21 protein-coding genes and 1 tRNA gene are annotated in these 22123 nt (G+C 67.3%); 11 read left to right on the forward strand and 11 right to left on the reverse strand.

The window, feature by feature from the left end; translation table 11 throughout:
* Positions 1–55: 55 nt before the first annotated feature.
* Positions 56–1237, forward strand: a complete 1182-nt coding sequence (locus AB1I47_RS01585) for a pyridoxal phosphate-dependent aminotransferase (RefSeq protein WP_354682030.1) — start codon at positions 56–58, stop codon at positions 1235–1237.
* Between the two features lie 67 nt (positions 1238–1304).
* On the opposite strand, the gene AB1I47_RS01590 is transcribed toward AB1I47_RS01585, so the two are convergent.
* A complete protein-coding gene (locus AB1I47_RS01590) occupies positions 1305–1496 on the reverse strand; it encodes a hypothetical protein (RefSeq protein ID WP_354682031.1) in 192 nt (63 codons plus the stop codon).
* Between the two features lie 209 nt (positions 1497–1705).
* On the reverse strand, positions 1706–2785 hold the full coding sequence (locus AB1I47_RS01595) for a lytic transglycosylase domain-containing protein (RefSeq protein WP_354682032.1): 1080 nt from the start codon (positions 2783–2785) through the stop codon (positions 1706–1708).
* A gap of 646 nt (positions 2786–3431) precedes the next feature.
* Here AB1I47_RS01595 and ubiD point away from each other — a divergent pair.
* The 3 genes from ubiD (at position 3432) to AB1I47_RS01610 (ending at position 8073) form a co-directional block, all read left to right on the forward strand.
* Positions 3432–4961, forward strand: a complete 1530-nt coding sequence (gene ubiD, locus AB1I47_RS01600; protein WP_354682033.1) for a 4-hydroxy-3-polyprenylbenzoate decarboxylase — start codon at positions 3432–3434, stop codon at positions 4959–4961.
* 130 nt (positions 4962–5091) lie between these two features.
* Positions 5092–7116, forward strand: coding sequence for an acetoacetate--CoA ligase (locus AB1I47_RS01605; protein ID WP_407935786.1), 2025 nt, complete (start codon positions 5092–5094; stop codon positions 7114–7116).
* Positions 7117–7170: 54 nt separating this feature from the next.
* Positions 7171–8073, forward strand: coding sequence for an aldose epimerase family protein (locus AB1I47_RS01610; protein WP_354682034.1), 903 nt, complete (start codon positions 7171–7173; stop codon positions 8071–8073).
* A gap of 22 nt (positions 8074–8095) precedes the next feature.
* On the opposite strand, the gene AB1I47_RS01615 is transcribed toward AB1I47_RS01610, so the two are convergent.
* Both AB1I47_RS01615 and AB1I47_RS01620 read right to left on the reverse strand, forming a co-directional pair.
* Entirely contained in the window at positions 8096–8473 is a 378-nt protein-coding gene (locus tag AB1I47_RS01615; RefSeq protein ID WP_354682035.1) for a DUF5594 family protein, read from the reverse strand.
* 103 nt (positions 8474–8576) lie between these two features.
* Positions 8577–8879, reverse strand: a complete 303-nt coding sequence (locus tag AB1I47_RS01620) for a hypothetical protein (protein ID WP_354682036.1) — start codon at positions 8877–8879, stop codon at positions 8577–8579.
* Between the two features lie 217 nt (positions 8880–9096).
* On the opposite strand from AB1I47_RS01620, the gene AB1I47_RS01625 reads away from it, so the two are divergent.
* Positions 9097–9171 (forward strand) — tRNA-Gly (locus tag AB1I47_RS01625).
* A gap of 66 nt (positions 9172–9237) precedes the next feature.
* Positions 9238–10026 carry a tRNA (guanosine(46)-N7)-methyltransferase TrmB gene (gene trmB, locus AB1I47_RS01630; RefSeq protein ID WP_354682037.1) on the forward strand — a complete coding sequence of 263 codons (789 nt, stop codon included), beginning with the start codon at positions 9238–9240 and terminating at the stop codon, positions 10024–10026.
* A 134-nt stretch (positions 10027–10160) separates the two neighbouring features.
* Here the strand turns inward: trmB and AB1I47_RS01635 are convergent, their stop codons facing one another.
* The 3 genes from AB1I47_RS01635 to AB1I47_RS01645 form a co-directional block, all read right to left on the reverse strand.
* Complete coding sequence (locus AB1I47_RS01635) at positions 10161–11042, reverse strand: undecaprenyl-diphosphate phosphatase (protein WP_354682203.1); 882 nt, start codon at positions 11040–11042, stop codon at positions 10161–10163.
* An 80-nt stretch (positions 11043–11122) separates the two neighbouring features.
* Positions 11123–11683, reverse strand: a complete 561-nt coding sequence (locus tag AB1I47_RS01640; protein ID WP_354682038.1) for a DUF1439 domain-containing protein — start codon at positions 11681–11683, stop codon at positions 11123–11125.
* Positions 11684–11735: 52 nt separating this feature from the next.
* The gene (locus AB1I47_RS01645; RefSeq protein ID WP_354682039.1) at positions 11736–12041 is read right to left on the reverse strand and encodes a YkgJ family cysteine cluster protein; all 306 of its coding nucleotides are present in this window, start codon (positions 12039–12041) and stop codon (positions 11736–11738) included.
* A 295-nt stretch (positions 12042–12336) separates the two neighbouring features.
* On the opposite strand from AB1I47_RS01645, the gene AB1I47_RS01650 reads away from it, so the two are divergent.
* The 4 genes from AB1I47_RS01650 to AB1I47_RS01665 all read left to right on the forward strand — a co-directional run bounded on the left by AB1I47_RS01650 (position 12337) and on the right by AB1I47_RS01665 (position 15920).
* Positions 12337–13122, forward strand: a complete 786-nt coding sequence (locus AB1I47_RS01650; RefSeq protein WP_407935787.1) for a TetR/AcrR family transcriptional regulator — start codon at positions 12337–12339, stop codon at positions 13120–13122.
* A 221-nt stretch (positions 13123–13343) separates the two neighbouring features.
* Entirely contained in the window at positions 13344–13997 is a 654-nt protein-coding gene (locus AB1I47_RS01655) for a protein-L-isoaspartate O-methyltransferase family protein (RefSeq protein ID WP_354682041.1), read from the forward strand.
* 13 nt (positions 13998–14010) lie between these two features.
* Positions 14011–14334, forward strand: coding sequence for a rhodanese-like domain-containing protein (locus AB1I47_RS01660; protein WP_354682042.1), 324 nt, complete (start codon positions 14011–14013; stop codon positions 14332–14334).
* Between the two features lie 83 nt (positions 14335–14417).
* Positions 14418–15920: a TolC family outer membrane protein gene (locus tag AB1I47_RS01665; RefSeq protein ID WP_354682043.1), complete on the forward strand. Its 1503-nt coding sequence runs from the start codon at positions 14418–14420 to the stop codon at positions 15918–15920.
* A gap of 109 nt (positions 15921–16029) precedes the next feature.
* On the opposite strand, the gene AB1I47_RS01670 is transcribed toward AB1I47_RS01665, so the two are convergent.
* Positions 16030–16857, reverse strand: a complete 828-nt coding sequence (locus AB1I47_RS01670) for an META and DUF4377 domain-containing protein (RefSeq protein WP_354682044.1) — start codon at positions 16855–16857, stop codon at positions 16030–16032.
* 263 nt (positions 16858–17120) lie between these two features.
* Here AB1I47_RS01670 and AB1I47_RS01675 point away from each other — a divergent pair, with 263 nt between their 5' ends.
* The gene (locus tag AB1I47_RS01675) at positions 17121–18206 is read left to right on the forward strand and encodes a glycosyltransferase family 4 protein (protein WP_354682045.1); all 1086 of its coding nucleotides are present in this window, start codon (positions 17121–17123) and stop codon (positions 18204–18206) included.
* 9 nt (positions 18207–18215) lie between these two features.
* On the opposite strand, the gene waaA is transcribed toward AB1I47_RS01675, so the two are convergent.
* The 3 genes from waaA to AB1I47_RS01690 are packed head-to-tail and all read right to left on the reverse strand — an operon-like array spanning position 18216 to position 21977.
* Positions 18216–19505 (reverse strand): lipid IV(A) 3-deoxy-D-manno-octulosonic acid transferase, encoded by a 1290-nt coding sequence (gene waaA, locus AB1I47_RS01680; RefSeq protein WP_354682046.1) that lies wholly within the window; start codon positions 19503–19505, stop codon positions 18216–18218.
* Positions 19505–20611, reverse strand: a complete 1107-nt coding sequence (gene waaC / locus AB1I47_RS01685; RefSeq protein WP_354682047.1) for a lipopolysaccharide heptosyltransferase I — start codon at positions 20609–20611, stop codon at positions 19505–19507. Before waaC ends, waaA begins: the two co-directional genes overlap by 1 nt.
* Complete coding sequence (locus tag AB1I47_RS01690) at positions 20592–21977, reverse strand: phosphomannomutase/phosphoglucomutase (RefSeq protein ID WP_354682048.1); 1386 nt, start codon at positions 21975–21977, stop codon at positions 20592–20594. The genes waaC and AB1I47_RS01690 overlap by 20 nt, the downstream gene beginning before the upstream one ends.
* Between the last annotated feature and the right edge of the window lie 146 nt (positions 21978–22123).

Consider the following 22123-nt stretch of genomic DNA (forward strand, 5'->3'; position numbering starts at 1 on the left):
CAGGCGGGTGTTTTCGTTCCTGTTACCCCTTTTTGCTGAACCAACCCCGATCACTATGGACCTGCAGCGCCTTGCCACCGCCTCCCGCGTCGCCAATATCGAAGCCTTCCACGTGATGGAGCTGGCCAAGCAGGCCGCCCAGCTCGAGCGCGCCGGCCGCCATATCGTGCACATGGGGATCGGCGAGCCCGACTTCACCGCCGCCGAGCCGGTGGTGCGCGCGGCCGAGGCGGCGATGCGCCGCGGGGTCACCCAATACACCGGCGCGCTCGGCATCCATCCGCTGCGCGAGGCCATCGCCGGCTATTACAAGACCGCCTACGGGCTGGATATCCCGGCGCGGCGCGTGATCGTCACCGCCGGCGCCTCGGGCGCGCTGCTGCTGGCGTGCGCGGTGCTGGTCGAGATCGGCGCCGAGGTGCTGATGCCCGACCCCAGCTACCCGTGCAACCGGCACTTCGTCGCCGCCTTCGACGGCGCCGCGCGCATGATCCCGAGCGGGCCGGCCGAGCGCTTCCAGCTCACCGCCGCGCAGGTGGAGGCCAACTGGGGCGGGCAGACCCGGGGCGTGCTGCTGGCCTCGCCCTCCAACCCGACCGGCACCTCGATCCTGCCCGACGAGCTCGCGCGCATCCTGCAGGCGGTGCGCGCGCGCAACGGCTTTGCCATCGTCGACGAGATCTACCAGGGGCTGTCGTACGACGCTGCGCCGGTGTCGGCGCTGAGCCTGGATGACGACGTCGTCACGGTGAACAGCTTCTCCAAGTACTTCAACATGACCGGCTGGCGCCTGGGCTGGCTGGTGGTGCCGGAGGCGCTGGTGGAGGCGTTCGAGAAGGTCGCGCAGAACCTGTTTATCTGCGCGTCAGCGGTGGCGCAGTACGCGGCGCTGGCCTGCTTCACGCCGGAAGCGCTGGCGATCTACGACGAACGCAAGGAAGAATTCCGCCGCCGCCGCGACCTGATCGTGCCGGCGCTGGAGTCGCTGGGCCTGCGCGTGCCGGTGCGCCCGGACGGCGCCTTCTATGTCTATGCCGACTGCCGCGGCGTCAACCACCCCGCCGCCGGCGATGCCGACCGGCTGACCCAGTCGATGCTGCACGACGCGGGCGTGGTCATGGTGCCGGGGCAGGATTTCGGGCCGCATACGGCGAAGGACTACATCCGGATCTCGTATGCAACCTCGCGCCAGAATATCGAGGAGGCGATGGCGCGGCTAGGCGAGCTGTTCCGCTGAGCGGCGGCAAATAGCGCGTCAGGCAGGCAAAAGAAAAGCCCCCGCGGGGGCAGTGGACTGATAGCTGTCAGATCACAGGCACGTGCAGCCGGCCATCGTCGCCTAGCACCCGGCCGTCCCACGTGGCCGGCTGGCGGGTGAGTTCCCACGCCAGAATTTGCTGCGGCGTGCGGTAGATGCCGCCAAGGATGGCGGACATGGCGGGGGCGTCGAGGGGGCGGAAGCTGCTGGGCAGGTCGCGGATGATCAGGGTGCTCATGGCGGGTTCTCCAAGGGTAAGAGAGCGGGGGCGCTCGTACCGGGAACCGCAACGATCGTGCCTGCCGGATGCAGGCGCAGCTTTCTGCATGAAGAGGGAGCTGGCGTGATGTCAGCGCTCCCGGGCATGGTCAGGGTGTTGGACAGCGCCGTTCACCCGATCCATAAGGGATGGCGCCGCACCAACACTGGCGTGGGCGGCGGCAAAACCTAGGCGCTGTGCGGCCCGTTGTTGGCTTCCAGCTTCTCGGTCGGTGCCAGTTGCTCGGCCGGGGCTTTTTCGGCCGGCTTGTCCTGGTTCGCCGGTGCGTTACGTACGCCGATCAGCTGGCGCAGGCGGGCACGCTCGGCCAGCACCTTGGCGCCGTAGCCGCCGTCGGTGGCCGTGGTGGCGCCGACGTAGTACTTCAGGCCGCCTTCGATCGAGCCGGCGCGGGCGATGCAGTCCTTCAGCACCAGCGCGCCGATCTTGATATTGGCGTACGGGTTGAGCGCCGCGGCGACGCCGCCGACTGCTTCGTACTTGTCCTGGTGGACCTTGGTCATCACCTGCATCAGGCCCTGCGCGCCCACGCCGCTCTCGGCGTACGGGTTGAAGCTGGACTCGATCGCGATCACGCCCAGGATCAGCAAGGGGTCGATGCCGACCTCGCGGCCAGTCAGGTAGGCCGCCTTGACCAGTTGCGCGGTGGCCTGCGCCGCCACGCGGTACTTGCGGGCGATGTACTCGGCCACGGCCGCCTGCTCGCGCGCCGAGCCGAGCGTGGCGTTGCCGCGGGCGTCCTGCGCCACGCGCGTGACCGGGATCTTCGCGGCGAGATGCGCGACCGACGGCACCTTGGTGGATGCCGCCAGGCTCCATTCGTCCACGCCCGACACGGTCGGCAGGCCGGACTTGCCCAGCGCCAGCCTGGCTGCCGCCACGTCCGCAGAACTCGACGGCACCGGGGTGCTGGGCACCGTGGGCGCCGGCGTGGCCGCCACGGCAGGCGCGGCCGGTATGGCGGCGCTGACCAGCACTGACGGGGCTTCGTCGCCGGCCAGCAAAGCGGCCAGCGTGGTCCGCCATTCCTGGCTCAGCGACAGCGACACGGCCGAGACGACCGCGACCACGCCAAGGCTGTTCAGCGCGTACTTCAGCGTTGTGCGGCCCCCGCGCAATGCGCGGCCCGCGACCGGATGCGCGAGGCGGACCTGCAACGCCCGACTCACTCCGGGTACCGGCTGTCGGAGGCGAACCTGCAAGGCGCGCCCGATGCCGGGAAGATGAAGGGTTTTCCAACCGCTCATGCTTACCTCCATCCGTTGCCCGCTTCGCATGCCAGACTGCGGCATGCGCCCGATCTCAACGTACTCAAGTAAGGATGCCGCGCCGTCTAGCAGTGACGACCAAGCACCTGTTGGCAGGCGCTCCCCATGCGCCCAACTGGAAACAGGCTGCGCTCTGGGGGAGCGCACCCTGCCACGACAAATTCTCACTACGCTCCGGCACGCCGCCGGAGGCGACCGGTCGGCCCGCTGTGCACCGGGTCCATACATCGGTCCTGCTGGAGGGACTTGCTACACAATTTCTTTATGTGCACCCCTTGACACAAGGGGAAAATCCATGTTGCGACGCAACACTCCATTGAGCAAGACCGGATTGTAGGAACGGTGTTATATCTCGTCAAGAATAATAACTTCAACTTCTACTACTTATAGTTATTTGTAACAACGGTCACCAAGTCGGTTACGCATCACCGGATCACCCGCAAACGCAGGCCTGGCCTTGGCTGGTCGCTCTGTTCCCACCGCATCTGGCGACAAAAAACTTACAATTTGCCGGGCCTGGTTTTGATGATTTTTTTGCCCTGGCGACGGTGAATGTGCATCGTCACCGACTTCAATGCCGCGTTGCGAAGCGCCTTCCGGTTCTCGCACCACAACAAAATTCACTATGCAATACAAAGACTTGCGCGACTTCATCGGCCAGCTCGAAGGCATGGGCGAGCTGCGGCGCATCGCCCGGCCCGTCGCGCCCAACCTGGAAATGACCGAAGTCTGCGACCGCCTGCTCCGTGCCGGCGGGCCCGCGGTACTGTTCGAGAAACCGTCGGGCGCCGGCACCGATGGAGGTATCTATAGCGTGCCGGTACTGGCCAATCTGTTCGGTACGACACGCAGGGTCGCACTTGGCATGGGCGCGGAATCGATGGAAGACCTGCGCGACATCGGCCGGGTCTTGTCAGCGCTGAAGGAACCGGAGCCGCCGCGCGGTTTGCGCGAGGCCGGCAAGCTGTTCACGCTCGCCAAATCTGTGTGGGATATGGCACCAAAGCGCGTCAGCAGTCCGGCCTGCCAGGAGGTGGTGTGGGAAGGCAACGACGTCGACCTGGCGCGCTTGCCGATCCAGACCTGCTGGCCCGGCGACGCAGCGCCGCTGATCACCTGGGGCCTGGTCGTGACCAAGGGCCCGCACAAGAAGCGCCAGAACCTGGGCATCTACCGCCAGCAGGTGATCGGCCGCAACCAGGTCATCATGCGCTGGCTGGCGCACCGCGGCGGCGCGCTGGATTTCCGCGAGCATGCGCTGGCCAACCCGGGCAAGCCCTTCCCGATCGCGGTGGCGCTGGGCGCCGACCCTGCCACCATCCTGGGCGCGGTGACGCCGGTGCCCGATACCCTGTCCGAATACCAGTTCGCCGGCCTGCTGCGCGGCAGCCGCACCGCGCTGGCTGGCTGCATCACGCCGACGTTGTCCGAGCTGAGCGTGCCGGCGTCGGCCGAGATCGTGCTCGAAGGCCATATCCAGCCCGATCCGACGCACCCCTCCGGCTACCAGCATGCGCTGGAAGGCCCGTTCGGCGACCACACCGGCTATTACAACGAGCAGGACTGGTTCCCGGTGTTCACCATCGACCGCATCACCATGCGGCGCGACCCGATCTACCACTCCACCTACACCGGCAAGCCGCCCGACGAGCCGGCGGTGCTGGGCGTGGCGCTGAACGAGGTGTTCGTGCCGCTGCTGCAGAAGCAGTTTCCCGAGATCACCGACTTCTACCTGCCACCCGAGGGCTGCAGCTATCGCATGGCGCTGGTGCGGATGAAGAAGCAGTACGCCGGCCATGCCAAGCGCGTGATGTTCGGCGTGTGGAGCTTCCTGCGGCAGTTCATGTATACGAAGTTCATCGTCGTGGTCGACGACGATGTCGACGTGCGCGACTGGAAGGAAGTGATCTGGGCCATCACCACGCGGGTCGATCCCAGCCGCGACACAGTGCTGGTCGACAACACGCCGATCGATTACCTGGACTTTGCCTCGCCGGTGTCCGGGCTCGGCTCCAAGATGGGGATCGACGCCACCGACAAATGGCCGGGCGAGACCACGCGCGAATGGGGCACGCCGATCGCCATGGATGCCGCGGTCAAGGCGAAGGTCGACACCATGTGGGAAAGCCTGTTCGAGCGTCCGGCCGGCAATTGAAGAGCAACTGACAGGCAACGCGGCGCAAGCGCCGTTATCATGTCACGCTGATACCGGGCGCCGCGGCAGGCGCCCGGAATGACCATCGCACCATCCGATGCCCGCGACAGACGGGCCCAGGGAGGAGACAGTGACGAACGCCGCCCCGCTCACCGAAGGGAACCTGATGTGGACGCCGTCCGAGGCGTTCCGCGACACCAGCCAGATCGCCGCCTTTATGCGCTGGCTGCGGGCCGAGCGCGGCCTGGCCTTTGACGGCTACGACAGCCTGTGGCAGTGGTCCGTCACCGAGCTGGAAGCCTTCTGGGACGCCGTGCGCGCCTACTTCGACGTGCATTTCGACACCCCCGCCGCGCGCGTGCTGGACCGGCGCACCATGCCGGGCGCGCGCTGGTTCGAGGGCGCGACGCTGAACTACGTGCAGCAGGTGTTCCGCCACGCCGGCACCGGCGAGGCGCGCCAGCGCCCCGCGATCCGCTACGCCGGCGAGACGCAGCCGCTGGCTGAAGTGAGCTGGGCCACGCTCGAAGCCCAGGTCGCGTCGCTGGCGCATGCGCTGCGCCAGATGGGGGTGCAGCGCGGCGATCGCGTCGCCGGCTACCTGCCCAATATCCCCGCCACTACCGTCGCCTTCCTCGCCACCGTCAGCCTCGGCGCGGTGTGGTCCGGCTGCGCGCCCGACATGGGCCAGGTGGCAGTGATCGACCGCTTCCGCCAGATCGGGCCCAAGGTGTTGATCGCAGTCGATGGCTACCGCTACGGCTGCAAGGTCTACGACCGCACCCCGGTGGTGGCCGACCTGGTCGCCGCCTTGCCCTCGCTGACCGACCTGGTGCTCGTTCCGCACATCGGCAGCAACGCAACGCCGCCCGCCGGCGTGCGGACCCACGCGTGGCAGGACGTGCTGGCGCATGACGTGCCGCTGGCGATCGAGCCGGTGCCGTTCGACCATCCGCTGTGGATCGTTTATTCGTCCGGCACCACCGGCATGCCCAAGCCCATCGTGCACGGCCATGGCGGCATCGTCATCGAGCAGCTCAAGCTGATGGCGTTCCACAACAACCTGGGCCCGGACGATGTCTTCCACTGGTACAGCAGCAGCGGCTGGATCATGTGGAACGCGCAGGTGGCCGGGCTGCTGCTGGGCACCACCATCGCGCTGTATGACGGCAATCCCGCCTTTCCGGATGCGGGCGTGCTGTGGCGGTTTGTCGACGATGCCGGCGTGACCCTGTTCGGCGCCGGCGCGGCGTTCTTCACCAATTGCATGAAAGCCGGCATCGAGCCGGCGCGCATCGCCGACCTGTCGCGGCTGCGCGGGCTCGGCTCGACCGGCTCGCCACTGCCGGTGGAAGCGTACGACTGGATCTACCGCCATGTGCGCGAAGACATCTGGCTGGTGCCGATGTCGGGCGGCACCGATTTCGCGGGGTCCTTCGTCGCCGGCTGCCCGCTGCTGCCGGTCTACTCCGGCGAGATGCAATGCCGCTGCCTGGGCGCCAAGGTGCAGGCCTTCGACGACAACGGCCAGCCGCTGATCGACCAAGTCGGCGAACTGGTCTGCACCGAGCCGATGCCGTCGATGCCGCTGTACCTGTGGGGCGATACCGACGGCAAGCGCTATCGCGACAGCTATTTCGACACCTACCCCGGCGTCTGGCGGCACGGCGACTGGATCAAGATCACGAAGCGCGGCGGCGCGGTGATCTACGGCCGCTCGGACGCCACCATCAACCGGCACGGCATCCGCATGGGCACCAGCGAGTTGTACCGCGTGGTGGAAGACCTGCCGGAAGTGCTCGACAGCATGGTGGTCGACCTGGAATACCTGGGCCGCGAGTCCTATATGCCGCTGTTCGTGGTGCTGCGCGAAGGCATGGTGCTGGACGACACACTGCGCGACACGCTGCGCGCGCGCATCCGCGACGCCTTGTCGTCGCGCCACGTGCCCAACGAGATCGTGCAGGCGCCCGGCGTGCCGCGCACGCTGTCAGGCAAGAAGATGGAGGTGCCGATCAAGAAGCTGCTGCTTGGCCATGCACCCGAGAGCATTGCCAACCGCGATGCGATGGCCAACCCGGATACGCTCGACTGGTATTTCGATTACGCCGCGCGCTTCCTGAAGGCGCGGCAGGATGAGTCGGCGACGACCTGAGTCCCGATGCGCCGGCCAGCTATGATGTGGCCGGCGCATCGACCATTCACTGCCATGCCATCGCTTCCGATTCAAGACTTCCAGGGCCAGCCGCTGGTCCGCGTCGGCACCGCCGATTCTTTCCTGCTGCTGGCCCCGCAATATGGCGGGCGCCTGGTCCGCTGGGTGCACCGCGGGCAGGACATCCTGTACTGGCCCGAGGGCGCGGACTGGAGCCGCCCGGCCAAGGTGCGCGGCGGCAATCCGCTGCTGTTCCCGTTTATCGGCCGGCATTTCGTCGATGGCCAGCCCGGCCAATGGCGCGACCCGCACGGCATGGTGCATACGCTGGCGCAACACGGCTTTGCCCGCGATCTGCCGTTCGATGTCAGCGCCATCGATGCGCAAGCCGCAATCACGATGACGCTGCGCGACAGCGAAGCGACGCATGCCGGCTACCCGTATGCGTTCGTGTTCGACGCGGCCTACGCCTTGCTGCCGGACGGGCTGGAAGTCACGCTGTGTACCACCAATACCGGCGACCAGCGCCTGCCGTGCTACCCCGGCCATCACTTCTATTTCACGCTGCCGCATGCGCAGCGCGCATCGGCATCGCTCACGCTGGCGCGCGCCGATCGCGTGCGCCAGCTGCCCGATGGCAAACCCGGCCCGGCTGAAGCGGGAGAGCCAGGGTACCGCCTCGACGATCCGCGGCTGCAGGACACCTTCCATGTCTTTCGCGATGCAGCCGCCGCCACGCTGGCGATGCCGGCGCGCACCATCGCCTTCGAGCTCGGCCTGCCCGGCAGTACGCCATGGCATGCGGTGACCACGTGGTCCGAAAGCGAGAGCTCGGATTTCTATTGCGTCGAGCCGTGGGTAGGGCTGCCCGATGCCATCCACCACGGCCAGGGGCTGCGGTGGATCGAGCCGGGGCAGACGGAAAGCGCGGTGTGCCGGCTGCGGATATCCGCCTGACAAAGCCAGCCCGGCGGGCACTTCAGCGCTCGAAATCCAGCCCGCCGATCAGGATTGCCGCGTCCACCTGCGACAGCGAACTGAAGTCAATGCCGCGCGGCTCCTGCCAGGCGCGCAGCTTGCCCGGCAGCGCGGCCAGGTAGCCGTCAAAGCGCGCCTCGCCGCCGGCAGCGAACAGCCGCTGCACTTCCAGCCCGTCCCAGGCCAGCGTGATGTCGAGCGCAAACGGATGGCGCCGCAGGTCCGGCGACACCTCGCCGGTCACGTGCAGGCGCGCGGACCGGCCGGGTGCATCGGCGGGCAAGGTGTGGAGTCGCACGCGCCGGTCCAGCTGGCCGATGGCGGTGGCAATCCGTGGCAGGTATTCCGCTTCAAAGCGGGCGAAAAAATCCGTGGTCAAGGTTGGGGCGTCCTGACGTTGCAAGTGGAGCGATGGCGAAACACTAACGTGTGCCATGCAGGCAGAAACTATACGCCGTACGCCGGCCTTGGGCCTGCGGACTTCAGCGCTGATTTGCCGCTGCATTGCGGCTGGCCTGTTGCTGGGCATCGACCGTCGCGATATCGTCGCGAGCCTTCACCAGTCCATGGTCAAGCGCGGCTTCAACGGTCGGGAAGAGATCCGTACCCACGTTGAGCTCATAGGAACTCACCGTCGGGAAGCCCGGGCGCACCGGCGCCCCGTCGGTGCGCGCCAGCGTGTACCGCACGGAATAGCCCGTGACCCTACCCGGCTCGTCGCCCTCGCATTTGGGCTCCGCCTGCAGCGAAACCCGATAGTGGCCAACGACAACTTCTCTTTGCATGGCTACCTCCGTTCCATGGGGACAGGTCGGTGCACGGCGAAAAAACCAGGGCGGCGAGCGCCATGCCGCCATCGGAGTATAGGTGCCCGTCACGACGGGTCCGGCTGCTGCCCGGCCAGCCCGGTGCCGTCCATATGCGCTGGAATGCACTTCCCGCGCCGCCGCGATCTTGTATTGCTTGCGCCCTGGCCGGAATTCCGCATAGAATCGCGGGTTCGCGGGCGTCGTATAATGGCTATTACCTTAGCTTCCCAAGCTAAAGACGTGGGTTCGATTCCCATCGCCCGCTCCACCTCCAGTCGAGACAAGCCGCCTTTGCCACCGTTACGGTGATGTGCCCGGCGGCTTTTTTGTTGCCATGCTTCCCCAAGACCCCAGCACCGAACCGACGCCGGCCGATGACGCCGCGCCGGTAGACAGCGCCGGACCAGCGTCCGCTCCCTCCCCTGCCGATCCCGAAGGCGTTGCGCATCCGCGCCGGATCCGTTCGTTCGTGCGCCGCGCGGGACGGACTTCTACGGGGCAGCAGCGTGCCATCGACGAAGTCGGTCCGCGCATGATGGTGCCGTACGCGCCGCAGCCGCTGGACTGGGAAGCGACGTTCGGGCGCAAGGCGCCGTCGATCCTGGAAATCGGCTTCGGCATGGGCGAAACCACCGCGCATATCGCCGGGCTGCGGCCGCAGGACAACTTCCTCGGCTGCGAGGTGCATGAGCCGGGTGTAGGCGCGCTGCTGAAGCTGATCGACGAGCGCGGCCTGACCAATGTGCGCATCATCCAGCACGATGCGGTGGAAGTGATCGCGCATATGCTGACCGACAACAGCCTCGACGGCGTGCATATCTATTTCCCCGACCCCTGGCACAAGAAGCGCCACAACAAGCGCCGGCTGGTGCAGCCGCCGCTGGTCAAGGTGCTGGCCGCGCGGCTGAAGCCGGGCGGCTATATCCATTGCGCGACGGACTGGGAGGAGTATGCGCACCAGATGGTGGAAGTGCTGTCGGGCGAGCCGCTGCTGGAGAACACCTCGACCGCACCAGGGGGTTTTGCCGAGCGGCCCGAGTACCGGCCCGTGACCAAGTTCGAGCGCCGCGGCGTGCGGCTCGGGCATGGGGTGTGGGACGTGGTGTTCCGCAAGCACGGGTAAGGATTCCGACAGGCAAATAAAAAGGCGTGGCAAGTGCCACGCCTTTTTGCACTGGAACATCGCTCTGGGTGCTCCCCTCTCCCGCAAGCGGGAGAGGGGAGCAAACCCTCAGCAAGCGAAAGCCGCCACCGCCATCACGCGTGCCAGCTCACCAACCCCGAGTAAGCCGTCGCCAGCACCACGATCCCGAACGCGATCCGATACCACGCAAACGGCTTGAAATCATGCGTGGCGACAAACCGCAGCAGCCAGCGCACGCACAGGAACGCCGACAGGAACGCAAAGACAAAGCCCACCGCGAAGATGCCAAAGTCGTCGCCGTTCAGCAGCGCGCGCGCCTTGTACAACTCGTACACGGTAGCGCCGAAAATCACCGGGATCGCCAGGAAGAACGAGAACTCTGTGGCCACCTTGCGCGACAGGCCGAACAGCATGCCGCCGATGATGGTGGCGCCCGAGCGCGACGTGCCCGGCACCAGCGCGAAGCATTGCGCCACGCCGACCTTCAGCGCATCGCGCCAGTCCAGGTCGTCGACCGATTCGATCCGCGGCGCGCCGGCCTTGGCGGCTTCCAGCAGCGCATTGCCCTGCGGATGCGAGACCGTGCCGCGGCGCGCGTCGCGCCATTCGGCCAGCAGGATCACCACGCCGCCGACGATAAAGGCCAGCGCCACCGAGATCGGGTTGAACAGGTGGGCCTTGATCCATTTGCCGAAAATAAAGGCCAGCATGATGGCCGGCACCGAGGCGATCACCACGTTGCAGGCAAAGCGCTGCGCCAGCGGATCGGAGCCCAGGCCGCGCACCACGTTGCCGATGCGTTCGCGGAATTCCCAGCAGACCGCCAGGATCGCGCCGAACTGGATCACGATCTCGAAGATCTTGCCCTTCTCGTCGTTGAAGTCGAGCAGCTGGCCGGCCAGGATCAGGTGGCCGGTGCTCGAGATGGGGAGGAACTCGGTCAGTCCTTCGACGATGCCGAGTATCACGGCTTTCAGGGCAAGTGCGATTTCCATGCGGAACGGAGAAACGTTGTCATCGGCGTTGCCCGGCATGCGTGCCGGGCCGCCTGGATTGTTGTTCGGGAGCGCCCCGGTCAGGGGCGGTTGATCTTGACGTTGATGCCGTCAGGCAAGACGGTGATTGTACCGGGCTCCACATGCGTGCCGGCTACACGGAGCTGGTCGTCGCGGAAGGTATAGAGCGGATAGCCCTGCAGCAGCTGCTCGGCAAGGATACCGCCCAGCGCGTTGAGCTGGCGCGAGAACTGCGCGGGCATGCCCTGCACGTCGAAACGCTGCACTTCGGGGTCCTGCAGCACCAACGACCGCGTCGGCTCGTCATAGCGCAGGCCGCTGTCCAGCGCGAAGCGGCCGTTCAGCGCCTGGCTGAAGAACAGCTTGTTGTCGATGCTGGCATCGAACTGCACGTTGACGCGGTTGCGGGTCGGATCCAGCGTCAGGCGCGGGTTGGTGAGCTGGATATCGAACAGCTCCATATAGCGCTTGTTGAACGGAAACTTGCGCTCCAGCGCGGCCTGTAGCTGGCTTTGCGAGAAAGTGTACTCGTTGCGGAAGGCGCCGCAGGCGGCGAGCCCCACCGCCAGCGTGGCAGCGGCGGCGAGTGCCAGCCAGCGCCGTCGGGAAGTCCGGATCATGTTGCCTCCGATTGCAGGATGTCAGGCGTGCGCGCCGGCACGGCGGCGGGCGTCATGCACGCGCAACCGGCCGCACGGGCGAAGCCTGCGGCGCGGTCAGGATTTCGAGTCGGGTCAGCCAGCGCAGCGCCGCCTCGCGCGACGCGCCGCACATCTCGGCCGACGGCTTCAGGCCGGCGCAGAACGCGGGCCGGTCGGGCCTGCCGAACACCGCGCAGCGCATGTCGGGCATCAGCTGCACGCACGGCTCGCCGGCCGGCTTGCCGTCGGGCATACCGGGCAACGGCGAGGCGATCGAGGGCGCGATGCAGCAGGCGCCGCAGCCCTCGCGGCAGGGAAAGTCTGACCGACAAGTCATGGCAATGGTTCAGGAATGGCCGCCCGCGAGGCGGCCTGCATGGAAGGCGTCATTGTGCCCGAAGGGCCGCCGGCGTCCTGTAAGAAAAGGCAAGCACTGTGTCAGCCGGCGCGCTGCCCGCGCGATTGACGAGCATCTTCAGGCACTTTCCCGCAATTTAGGGCCGACGGGTATCGCTTGTGTCGACTACAAGGTAGCTTGACCCCTCCCATAGCGCTCCTCTACATTACTGACCGACAAGTTATTAACACACCACCTCCCGTTTCACGTGCCCCGCAGTGCCCGCAACCCATCCTTGAAGCCCCCCGCCGATCCGCATAAGGACACCGACGCCCCGCGCTGGAGCCGGCGCAAGGCCGCGCGTCCGCAGGAGCTGGTGGCCGCCGCGCTCGAGCTGTTCGTGGAGCGCGGCTACGCCGCCACGCGCCTGGAAGACGTGGCGGCGGCAGCCGGTGTATCCAAGGGCACGGTCTACCTGTATTTCGCCAACAAGGAAGAACTGTTCAAGTCGGTGGTGCGCGAGAATCTGGTGCCGACACTGGCGCGCGGCACGGATCTGGTCGAGACCTATACCGGCAGCACGCCCGAACTGCTGCGCGAGCTGCTGCGCGGCTGGTGGGGCCTGATCGGCTCCACCCCGGTGGCCGGGCTGACCAAGCTGATCATGGCCGAGTCGGGCAATTTCCCCGACATCGCGCGCTTCTACAACGACGAAGTGATGGTGGCGGGCGACGAACTGTTCGCCAAGGTGCTGGCCCGCGGCGTGGCGCGCGGCGAATTCCGCCCGATGCCGCCCAATCCGACCACCACGCTGATCTGCGCGCCGCTGGTATTCCTGATGCTGTGGCAGCGCGCACTGCGCGCCACCTCGGAACGTGACATCGATCCCGAGGCCTTTCTCGACAGCCTGCTCGACACGCTGCTGTTCGGCCTTACCACCGGCGAGGCCCGCAACCGCCCGCTGGCGCCGCAGACCGGCCCCTACGTCTGGGAACAGATCCGCGATGAAATGCTGGCGCAGCGCGCCGCCGCGGACGCCGAACCGGACGCCTCAGCGCCGCGCGCCGGCGCCCGCACATGACGCGCAAGACCCCGCCGATCCGAGCGCCCCGCCGGCCACCCGCGGCCGGCATCCGGCCAGCCTCCTGCCTGGAATTGCCGGCGCCGCCGGAGGCCAGCACGGAATGAGCCTGGCGGCGTGCGCAAGGTTAAAATAGTGAGTTTGATAAGACTGTCCGGCCGTGGGCACCGCGCGGCCGGCGCACAGAACGACAGCGGTTGGCATTGGTAAGGAATGGCAAGATGGATCTCGAAAAAGCCCGATTCAACATGATCGAACAGCAAATCCGCCCTTGGGACGTGCTGGACCAGGAAATCCTGGACCTGCTGGCGGTGGTCAAGCGGGAGCAGTTCGTGCCGCGCGCGTACGCCTCGCTGGCGTTCGTCGACATGGAGATTCCGCTGCCCGCCGGGCAGAACATGCTGGCACCCCGCGTAGAAGCCCGCATCCTGCAGGACCTGGCCGTGCGCAAGCATGAGAACGTGCTGGAAATCGGCGCCGGCTCCGGCTACATGGCCGCGCTGCTGGCCAACCGCGCCCGCCACGTGCTGACCGTGGACATCGTCCCCGAGCTGGTCGAACTGGCCCGCACCAACCTGGCCAACGCCGGCATCACCAACGTGGACGTGGCCGAAGGCAATGCCGCCGACGGCTGGAGCGCCGCCGCGCCGTACGACGTGATCTGCATCTCGGGCTCGCTGCCGGCCATTCCGCAGTCGATCCTGTCGCAGGTGAAGGTGGGCGGGCGCATCGCCGCCTTCGTGGGCGATCTGCCGGTGATGGAAGCGCGCCTGGTCACGCGCGTGTCCGAGAGCGAATACCAGGTCGTCAACCTGTTCGAGACCGCGGTCAAGCCGCTGCAGGGCGCGGCCCGGCCGTCGCAATTCCAGTTCTGAGGACGGAGGCACCATGCAGGTCATCAAGCCGACCGAGCTGGCCCAGTGGCTGGCCGATGCCAGCCGCGCCCAGCCGGTCCTGCTCGACGTGCGCGAAGGCTGGGAGGTGCAGACCTGCGCCATGCCCGGCATCACCCACATCCCGATGCGAGACATCCCCGCGCGCGCGGCCGAACTGGATGAAGACGCCGACATCGTCTGCATCTGCCACCACGGCATGCGCAGCATGCAGGTCGCCAACTACCTGGAGCGCCAGGGCTACGGCAAGGTCTACAACCTGACCGGCGGCGTCGACGCTTGGGCTCACGAGGTCGATCCGGCGATGCCGAAGTACTGAAGCGCCGGCCGCACGCCAAGCAGCAAATCCGAAGAAGAAGCTACCGTAGGTCGTGGCCAGCGCCCGGCCAACCTGGAGGTGTCATGACGTTTGCGCCCAACGCCCTGCCCGGAGCAATCCGGAAGCGCCTGGCGATCGCGGTTTCCCTGCTTGCCCCGCTGGCTGTGATGCCCGCGGCACCGGCAGGCGCGGCCGACCTGCTGCAGGTCTATCGCGATGCGCAAGCCAATGACGCGCAGTTCGCCAGCGCCCGTTCGCAGCTGCTCGCCACGCGCGAGAAGCTGCCGCAGGGGCGCGCCGGGCTGCTGCCGCAGGTCGTCGGCGTCGCGGGCGCCAGCCGCACCAAGCTCGACCAGACCGCGTCGGTGCCGATCGGCACGGGCGGCAGCGCCACCGGCACGCGCTTCTTCAACAATAACAACTGGCAGCTTCAGCTGAGCCAGCCGCTGTTCCGCTGGGACCGCTGGGAAACCTACAAGCAGGGCGAGCTGGCCGCGCTGGCGGGCGAAGTCAGCTTCCACCAGGCCGAGCTCGACCTGATCACGCGCGCGTCGCAGGCCTACTTCGACGTGCTGGCCGCGCAGGACAACCTGTACCTGGCGCGCGCACAGAAAAAGGCGATCGGCGAGCAGCTGGAACAGGCCAAGCGCAATTTCGAGGTCGGCACCGCCACCATCGTCGACACCAACGACGCCCAGGCGCGCTACGACCTGGCCACTTCGACCGAGATCGCCGCGCAGAGCGACCTGGAAATCCGGCGCGCGACGCTGCAGCAGATCACCGGCAAGCCGGTCGACGAACTGATGGGCCTGCGCACCGAGGCTCCCATCCCCGGGCCGCAACCGCCCGACGTCAACGCGTGGGCCGCGCAGGCCGAGACCAGCAATCCGCAGGTCAACCTGGCCAGCTACAACCTGGAGACCGCGCAGCGCGAAACCAACAAGGCCAAGGCCGGGCACCTGCCCTCGGTCGACCTGGTGGCGTCGTACGGCTTCAACAACCAGACCGGCAGCGCCACGCAGGCGGTCTCGACCCACTACAACGCCTCGCAGATCGGCGTGCAACTGACCATGCCGATCTTTGCCGGCGGCCAGATCCAGTCGCGCGTGCGCGAAACCCTGGCGCTGGCCGACAAGGCCGCCAGCGACCTGGAGTTCGCCCGCCGTACCGCCGCGCAGACCGCGCGGCAGACGTACTCGGGCGTGTCTAACGGCCTGGCACAGGTGAAAGCGCTGGAAGCCGCCGAACGTTCGGCGCAGAGCGCGGTGGAGTCCAACCAGCTTGGCTATGAAGTGGGGGTGCGCATCAATATCGATGTGCTCAATGCCGAGGCGCAGCTTTTTTCCACCCGCCGCGACCTGGCCAGGGCCCGCTACGACACCATCATGAACGGGCTGCGGCTGAAGGCCACCACCGGCGTGCTGCAGGAGGCCGATGTCGTGCAGATCAATACGCTGCTGACTTCGTCGCCGGGGGCGTTGTACCAGTTGCCGGTGCCGGCGCAGGCTGGGGGCAAGGGGGCGGTGAAGCCGGGGGCTACGGCGGATCGGCGCGAAACCGGCGCCAACCGCAAGCCACGCTCCTGAGCGGGACAATAACGAGAACGGGCCGCTGATGCGGCCTGTTTTGCTAAGTACGGTGAAGGGCGACGGTTCTCTCCCCTCTCCCATTTATGCCCATTTATGGGAGAGGGGGCTACTGCGCCCGGGTCCTCGACTCCACATTCAGCAACTGCCACCGGATCGCCGGCGCATCCGCCGGCGGGTTCGGCACCTGGTATTCGCGCACGCGCAACCTGTAGGACACGCCCTGCTCGAAATCCAGCCCCTCGATCGGCCCATACCAGAGCTGCCACGGCGCCTCAGGCGATTCGCGCCAGCGGTAGCACATCATCTTGCCCACACCCGGGCACTCCACGCGCTGCGAATCGATATAGACAATCTTTTCGACACCGCCAGCATCCATGCGCGCACCGCGCTTGCCCACGCCTTCGCGCTCGACAAACTGCAGCAGGTCGCCGCTGGCGGTCTTCCAGATGATCTGCCGCCCGGTGCTGCCCGCCGACGGCTGCGTGCCGACGGTGGCGAACGGCGTCTGCATCGCATTGAGCAGCGTGGATTCCAGCGCCATGCGCGGCGGCGGGCAGGCCATGCGCGTACCGGCCACGCGATCGAAGCGGATGCCGGTATCGGTCTTGCCATAGCTGCCGGTAAAGCGGTTGCAGCCGCTGGTGCCGCTGACCGTGCCCTGCGCGGCATCGATGCCTTCGCTGAACTCAAAGATGATGGGCTCGCCGGTGTCGCCATGCGGGATGTCGCGCTGTGTGCCATCGGGCTGCTGCCAGCGCACCAGTTCCCAGCGGCTGGGGCCGGAAGGTTGGGTCTGGCTCAGGCTGGCGCCCGCGCTGGGCAGGTCCGGGGCCGGGCCGGTGGCGCAGGCGGCAAGTGTGGCGGCGGTGACGAGGACAAGGGCGGCACTGCGCAGGCCGGTCGCCCGACAGGTACCGCGAAGGGATGTCTGCATAGGGTAAGCTCCTGTGAACAAGGCGGGAAGGCCATTTCGGACACTGGCAGCTTCCATCGCTACATGCTGGCTTAGAGCCTGGCGCAATCCTGCAAGTTCAGCATTGCCGGCCTGGCGATGCTGTCAGGCAGTGTACCGCGCAGGCATCTGACATCACGAATGCCACCGGCACAGGCCAAAGCAAGGATAATTGCACGCCTCCGCCGCAGCCTTGCCCTGTTCACCTTGCCAGCCACAAACCGCCACATCTCCGAGCCGCGCCCATGATGACGGGCCGCAATATCTGCTTCCTGACCGGCACGCTGAACGCGATGGCGGGCGCCGAGCGCATGACCGCGACCATCGCCAATGCGCTGGCGGAGCTCGGCCACAACGTCACCATCGTCAGCCTGTGGGACGCGGCCAGCCAGTTCGCGCTGCATCCGCGCATCCGCCATGAAGCGCTGTTTGCGCGGCGGCCGTCGTTCAAGCGGCAGTATGCCGCCACTGTGGCCGGCATCCGCCGGCATTGCGTCGAGCATCGCATCCACGTGCTGGTGCAGGTCGACACCATGCTTGAACTGTTCGTGCTGCCGGCCACCATCGGCCTGGGCCTGCACCATATCGCCTGGGAGCACTGCCACTTCGACGAGGATCTCGGCAAGCCAGCACGCAAGGTTGCGCGACGGCTGGCGGCGCTCTTCTGCCGGCAGGTGGTGGTGCTGACGGAACGGGATCGCAGCCGCTGGCTGGAAGCGCTGCGCCCGCGCAGCGAGGTCGTCTGCATTGCAAACCCGCTGCCGTTCCCGCTGCCCGCCGCACCGGCGCCGCGCGCGAACAAGACAGTGCTGGCGATGGGCCGGCTGGTGGCCGCCAAAGGCTTCGATGTGCTGCTGCACGCCTGGCGCAAGGTGGCCGCGCAGGAGCCGGACTGGCAACTGGTCATCCATGGCGAAGGCGAGGAACGCCCTGCCCTGGCCGCGCTGATCGACAAGCTGCGGCTTGCAGGCCGGGCCAGCCTGCCGGGCGTCTGCCACGATCCAACGCTGGCCTACGGGCAAGCATCGGTCTTCTGTCTCAGTTCGCGCTATGAAGGCTTCGGGCTGGTGCTGATCGAGGCGATGGCCTTTGGCCTGCCGATCGTCTCGACCGATTGCGAAACCGGCCCGCGCGAACTGCTGACGCCGGGGCAGGATGCACTGGTCGTCCCGGTGGAGGATGCCGATGCACTGGCCAGGGCGCTGCTGACCGTGATCCGGCAACCGGATCTGGCCCACCGCCTCGGCGCCGGCGGCCGCGGCAAGGCGGGCGCATTCACGCTTGAGCAGATCGCCATGCAGTGGGATGCGCTGGTCAGGGCGCCGCGGTAGCCGACGGTTTCAGTCTTCCAGCGCCGGCGCAACCGCGGCGAGCGTGCGCACGGTGGCGCCGCGATGCAGGCTGGCAAACGTCTGCGCATGCGCGCGCATGTCCGCGAGCCGCGCCGGATCGGCCAGCACGCTGGCGGCGGTACGCACCAGCTCATCGGCATTGCCGACGCGCAGGCAGGCCCCCGCCGCAATGGCGTCTTCCGTCGCCTGCGCAAAGTTGAAGGTATGCGGGCCGATCAGCACCGGCGTGCCGACCGCGCAGGCTTCGATCAGGTTCTGCCCGCCCAGCGGCAGCAGGCTGCCACCGATAAAGGCCAGGTCCGACGCGGCAAAGTACATGGCCATCTCGCCCATCGAATCGCCAAGGACGATATCCGCGGTCACCGGTCCCCGCACCTTGTCGAGATCCAGCGCGCTGCGGCGCTCGACCGAGAAGCCGGCGCGTGCCGCCATCGCCGCCACCTCATCGAAGCGCTGCGGATGGCGCGGGATCAGCAGCAATGCCGGCCGCGGCACGTCCCCGGCCAGTTGCTGCCAGCGCGCGAAGGCGTCGAGCAGCAACGGCTCTTCCCCTTCCCGCGTACTGGCCGCCGCCAGCACCACGCGGCCGCCAAACACCTTGCGCAGCCGTTCGCCCAGCGCCACGCCGGCCGGCGCCGGCTGCATGTCGAACTTCAGGTTGCCGGTGATCTGCACCGCCGGCACACCCAGCGCGCGAAAGCGCTCGGCATCGCCCGCTGTCTGCGCCAGCACGCCCTTGAAATCCCGATACATCGCCGCCGCCGCGCGCCCGAAACGCGCCGTGCGCCGGAAGCTGCGCGGCGACAGGCGCGCGTTGACCAGGTACAGCGGCACCCCCGCCTTGCGCGCGCCGCGCACGACATTGGGCCACACTTCGGTTTCCATCAGCATGCCCGCCTCTGGCCGGAAATACCGCATAAACCGTCCCACCAGCCACGGCAGGTCGTACGGCAGGTAGCACTGCTGGATGCGTGGCTCGTGGCCGAACAACTGCGCGCCGGTCTGGCGGCCGGTCGGCGTCATGTGGGTGAGCAGCAGCCGGTGATGCGGATAGGCGCCGAGCAGCGCCTCGATCAGCGGTTGCGCGGCGCGGGTCTCGCCGACCGATACCGCGTGGACCCATAGCCACGGGCCCTTGCGCGGCAGGCCACCGTAGACGCCCAGGCGCTCGCCGACATGGTGCACATAGCCCGGCTCCTTGCGTGCGCGCCATGCCAGGCGCAGCAGCGCGAGCGGCAGCACCACCACCCATAGCAAGCTGTAGATCAGGCGCAGCATCAGGCAGGCACCCCGCGCACGCGGCAGGCCGCTTCGTAGACTTCATCGACCGACGGCACCACGCCGTCGTCGCCGACATTGGCAATGCGTTCGGACCAGTAGCCCTCGGTCTTCCAGCGCCAGGTGGCGGTGTAGATCTCCACCGTCGGCCGGCACAGCGCCGCGGCGATATGCACCAGGCCGGTATCGACGCCGATTACCACCTCGGCGCGGTTGATCAGGCCGAAGCCCTGCATCACCGAGAAGCGCGGCAGCACCCGCGCCTGCGGCACGCCGGCGGCGATCTCTTCGGCGGCGTGGCGCTCCTTGTCATTGCCCCACGGCAGCAGCATGGCCAGGCCCTCGGCCTGCAGCCGCTGGCCGAGCGCATGCCAGTTCTGTACCGCCCATTTCTTGCGCGCGCCGGCGGTGGCGTGAAAGCACACCGCATAGCGCGCCGGCAGGTCCGCCCACAGCGGATCGTCGACATGCAGCGATTGCGCCGCCGCGCCGAAGAACCGCGGCGGCTCCGCCGGTTCGAGCCCGGTCAGCGCGGCACCCAGCAGGCGCGAGCGCCGTACCGAATGGGTCTGCCGGGGCACCTGCACCGGATCGGTATAAAGCAGGCGCGCCGCCGGCTCATAGCCAGAGCCCTGCGTGGCATTGCCCAGTCCGATGATCGGCGCACCCGGCGCGCGCGAGGCCACGCGCGCCACCACTGCGGTCTTCAGCAAACCCTGGCTTTCGATCACCGCGTCATAGCGTTCCTGGCGCAGCGCATCGCGCACCGCGCCCATCTCTTGCCAGGTGCCGCCCTGCAGGATGCGCTTGCGCCAGCGCCGCAGCGCAAACGGGATCACCCGGCGCACATCCGGCAACAGGCGCACGAGCTCGACGTAGCCCTCTTCCACCACCCAGTCGATCTCGGCATCCGGCCAGCGCGCGCGCAGGTCGTGCACCAGCGGCATGTTGTGCACCACATCGCCCAGCGACGACACCTTCACCAGCAGGATGCGCGGCCGCTCCGGCAACGGGAACGGCGCCGCCACCGGCATGGGCTGCGCCACGCCGGCGGCCTGCGCCGATCCCTGCGGCATTGCCGCCCGCTCAGAACGGGAGCTGAGCATCCGGTTTCTCGGCCAGGATCACACGCTTGAATTCCGCCTGGATACGCGCCAGCGCGGCGTCGTTGTCCGCCTCGAAACGCATCACCACCACCGGCGTCGTATTCGACGGGCGTGCCAGGCCAAAGCCGTCGGCATATTCCACGCGCACGCCGTCGATCGTGATCACCTCGCGCGCGCCTTCGAACTTTGCGTTGGCCTTGATCTTGTCGAGCAGCGTGAACGGCTCGCCCTCGGCGCACTTCAGCTGCAGCTCGGGCGTGTTGTTGGCGTTGGGCAGCGCGTTCAGCACCGCGCTCGGGTCGGCGTGGCGCGACAGGATTTCCAGCAGGCGCGCACCGGTGTAGAGGCCATCGTCAAAGCCATACCAGCGGTCCTTGAAGAACACGTGGCCGCTCATCTCGCCCGCGATCGGCGCGCCGGTCTCCTTCAGCTTGGCCTTCACCAGCGAATGCCCGGTCTTCCACATCAGCGGCTCGCCGCCATGCTGGCGGATCCACGGCGCCAGCTTGCCCGTGCACTTCACGTCGTAGATGACCTGGGCGCCCGGGTTGCGCGACAGGATCTCCTCGGCAAACAGCATCAGCTGCCGGTCGGGGAAAATCACCTGCCCGTCCTTGGTCACCACGCCCAGCCGGTCGCCATCGCCATCGAAGGCCAGACCCAGCTCGCAGTCGGTTTCGCGCAGGCACTTCATCAGGTCCTGCAGGTTCTCCACATGGGCCGGATCCGGATGGTGGTTGGGGAAGTTGCCGTCGACCTCGCAGAACAGCTCAGTCACTTCGCAGCCCAGGCCACGGAACAGATCGCCGACGAAGGCGCCGGCCACGCCATTGCCGGCGTCCAGCGCGATCTTCATCGGTCGGGCCAGCTTGACGTCGCCGATGATGCGATCGAGGTACGTCTGGCGCACATCGACTTGCTTGTAAGTGCCGGCACCGCTGCTGAAATTGCCAGCCTCGATGCGCTGGCGCAGCGCCTGGATCTGCTCGCCGTAGATTGCCTGGCTGGCAAGCACCATCTTGAAGCCGTTGTAGTCGGGCGGGTTGTGGCTGCCGGTGACCATGATGCCGGACGTCGGGCGCACACCGCCGATCTCGATATTGGCGGCGAAATAGACCATCGGCGTGGCTACCAGGCCGATATCGATCACATCGACGCCGGCGGCGCGCAGGCCTTCTACCAGGCCGGAAATCAGGTCGGGGCCCGAGAGGCGGCCATCGCGGCCGACGACGACAGTCTTTTCGCCGAGTTCCGCGGCCGCAGAACCGAACGACAAGCCAATCAGGCGTGCAACGTCGCGGGTGAGCGTTTTGCCCACGATGCCGCGGATGTCATAGGCTTTGAAGATGGAGGGTTCGATTTGCATGTGGCTTCCTGTTGTACTGGTCGGCCGAGCCGCACTCCGGCATGGGAAAATGCGGCTTTCCAAAGGGCGTATTTTGCCGGATTGCGAAGTCCGCGGGCGGTATAATCGCCGCATTATCACGGGTGGTCACAATTTTCGGTGTCTGT

Origin of the sequence: Cupriavidus necator (genome assembly GCF_040578825.1) — a bacterium.
GTDB lineage: Bacteria > Pseudomonadota > Gammaproteobacteria > Burkholderiales > Burkholderiaceae > Cupriavidus > Cupriavidus necator_E.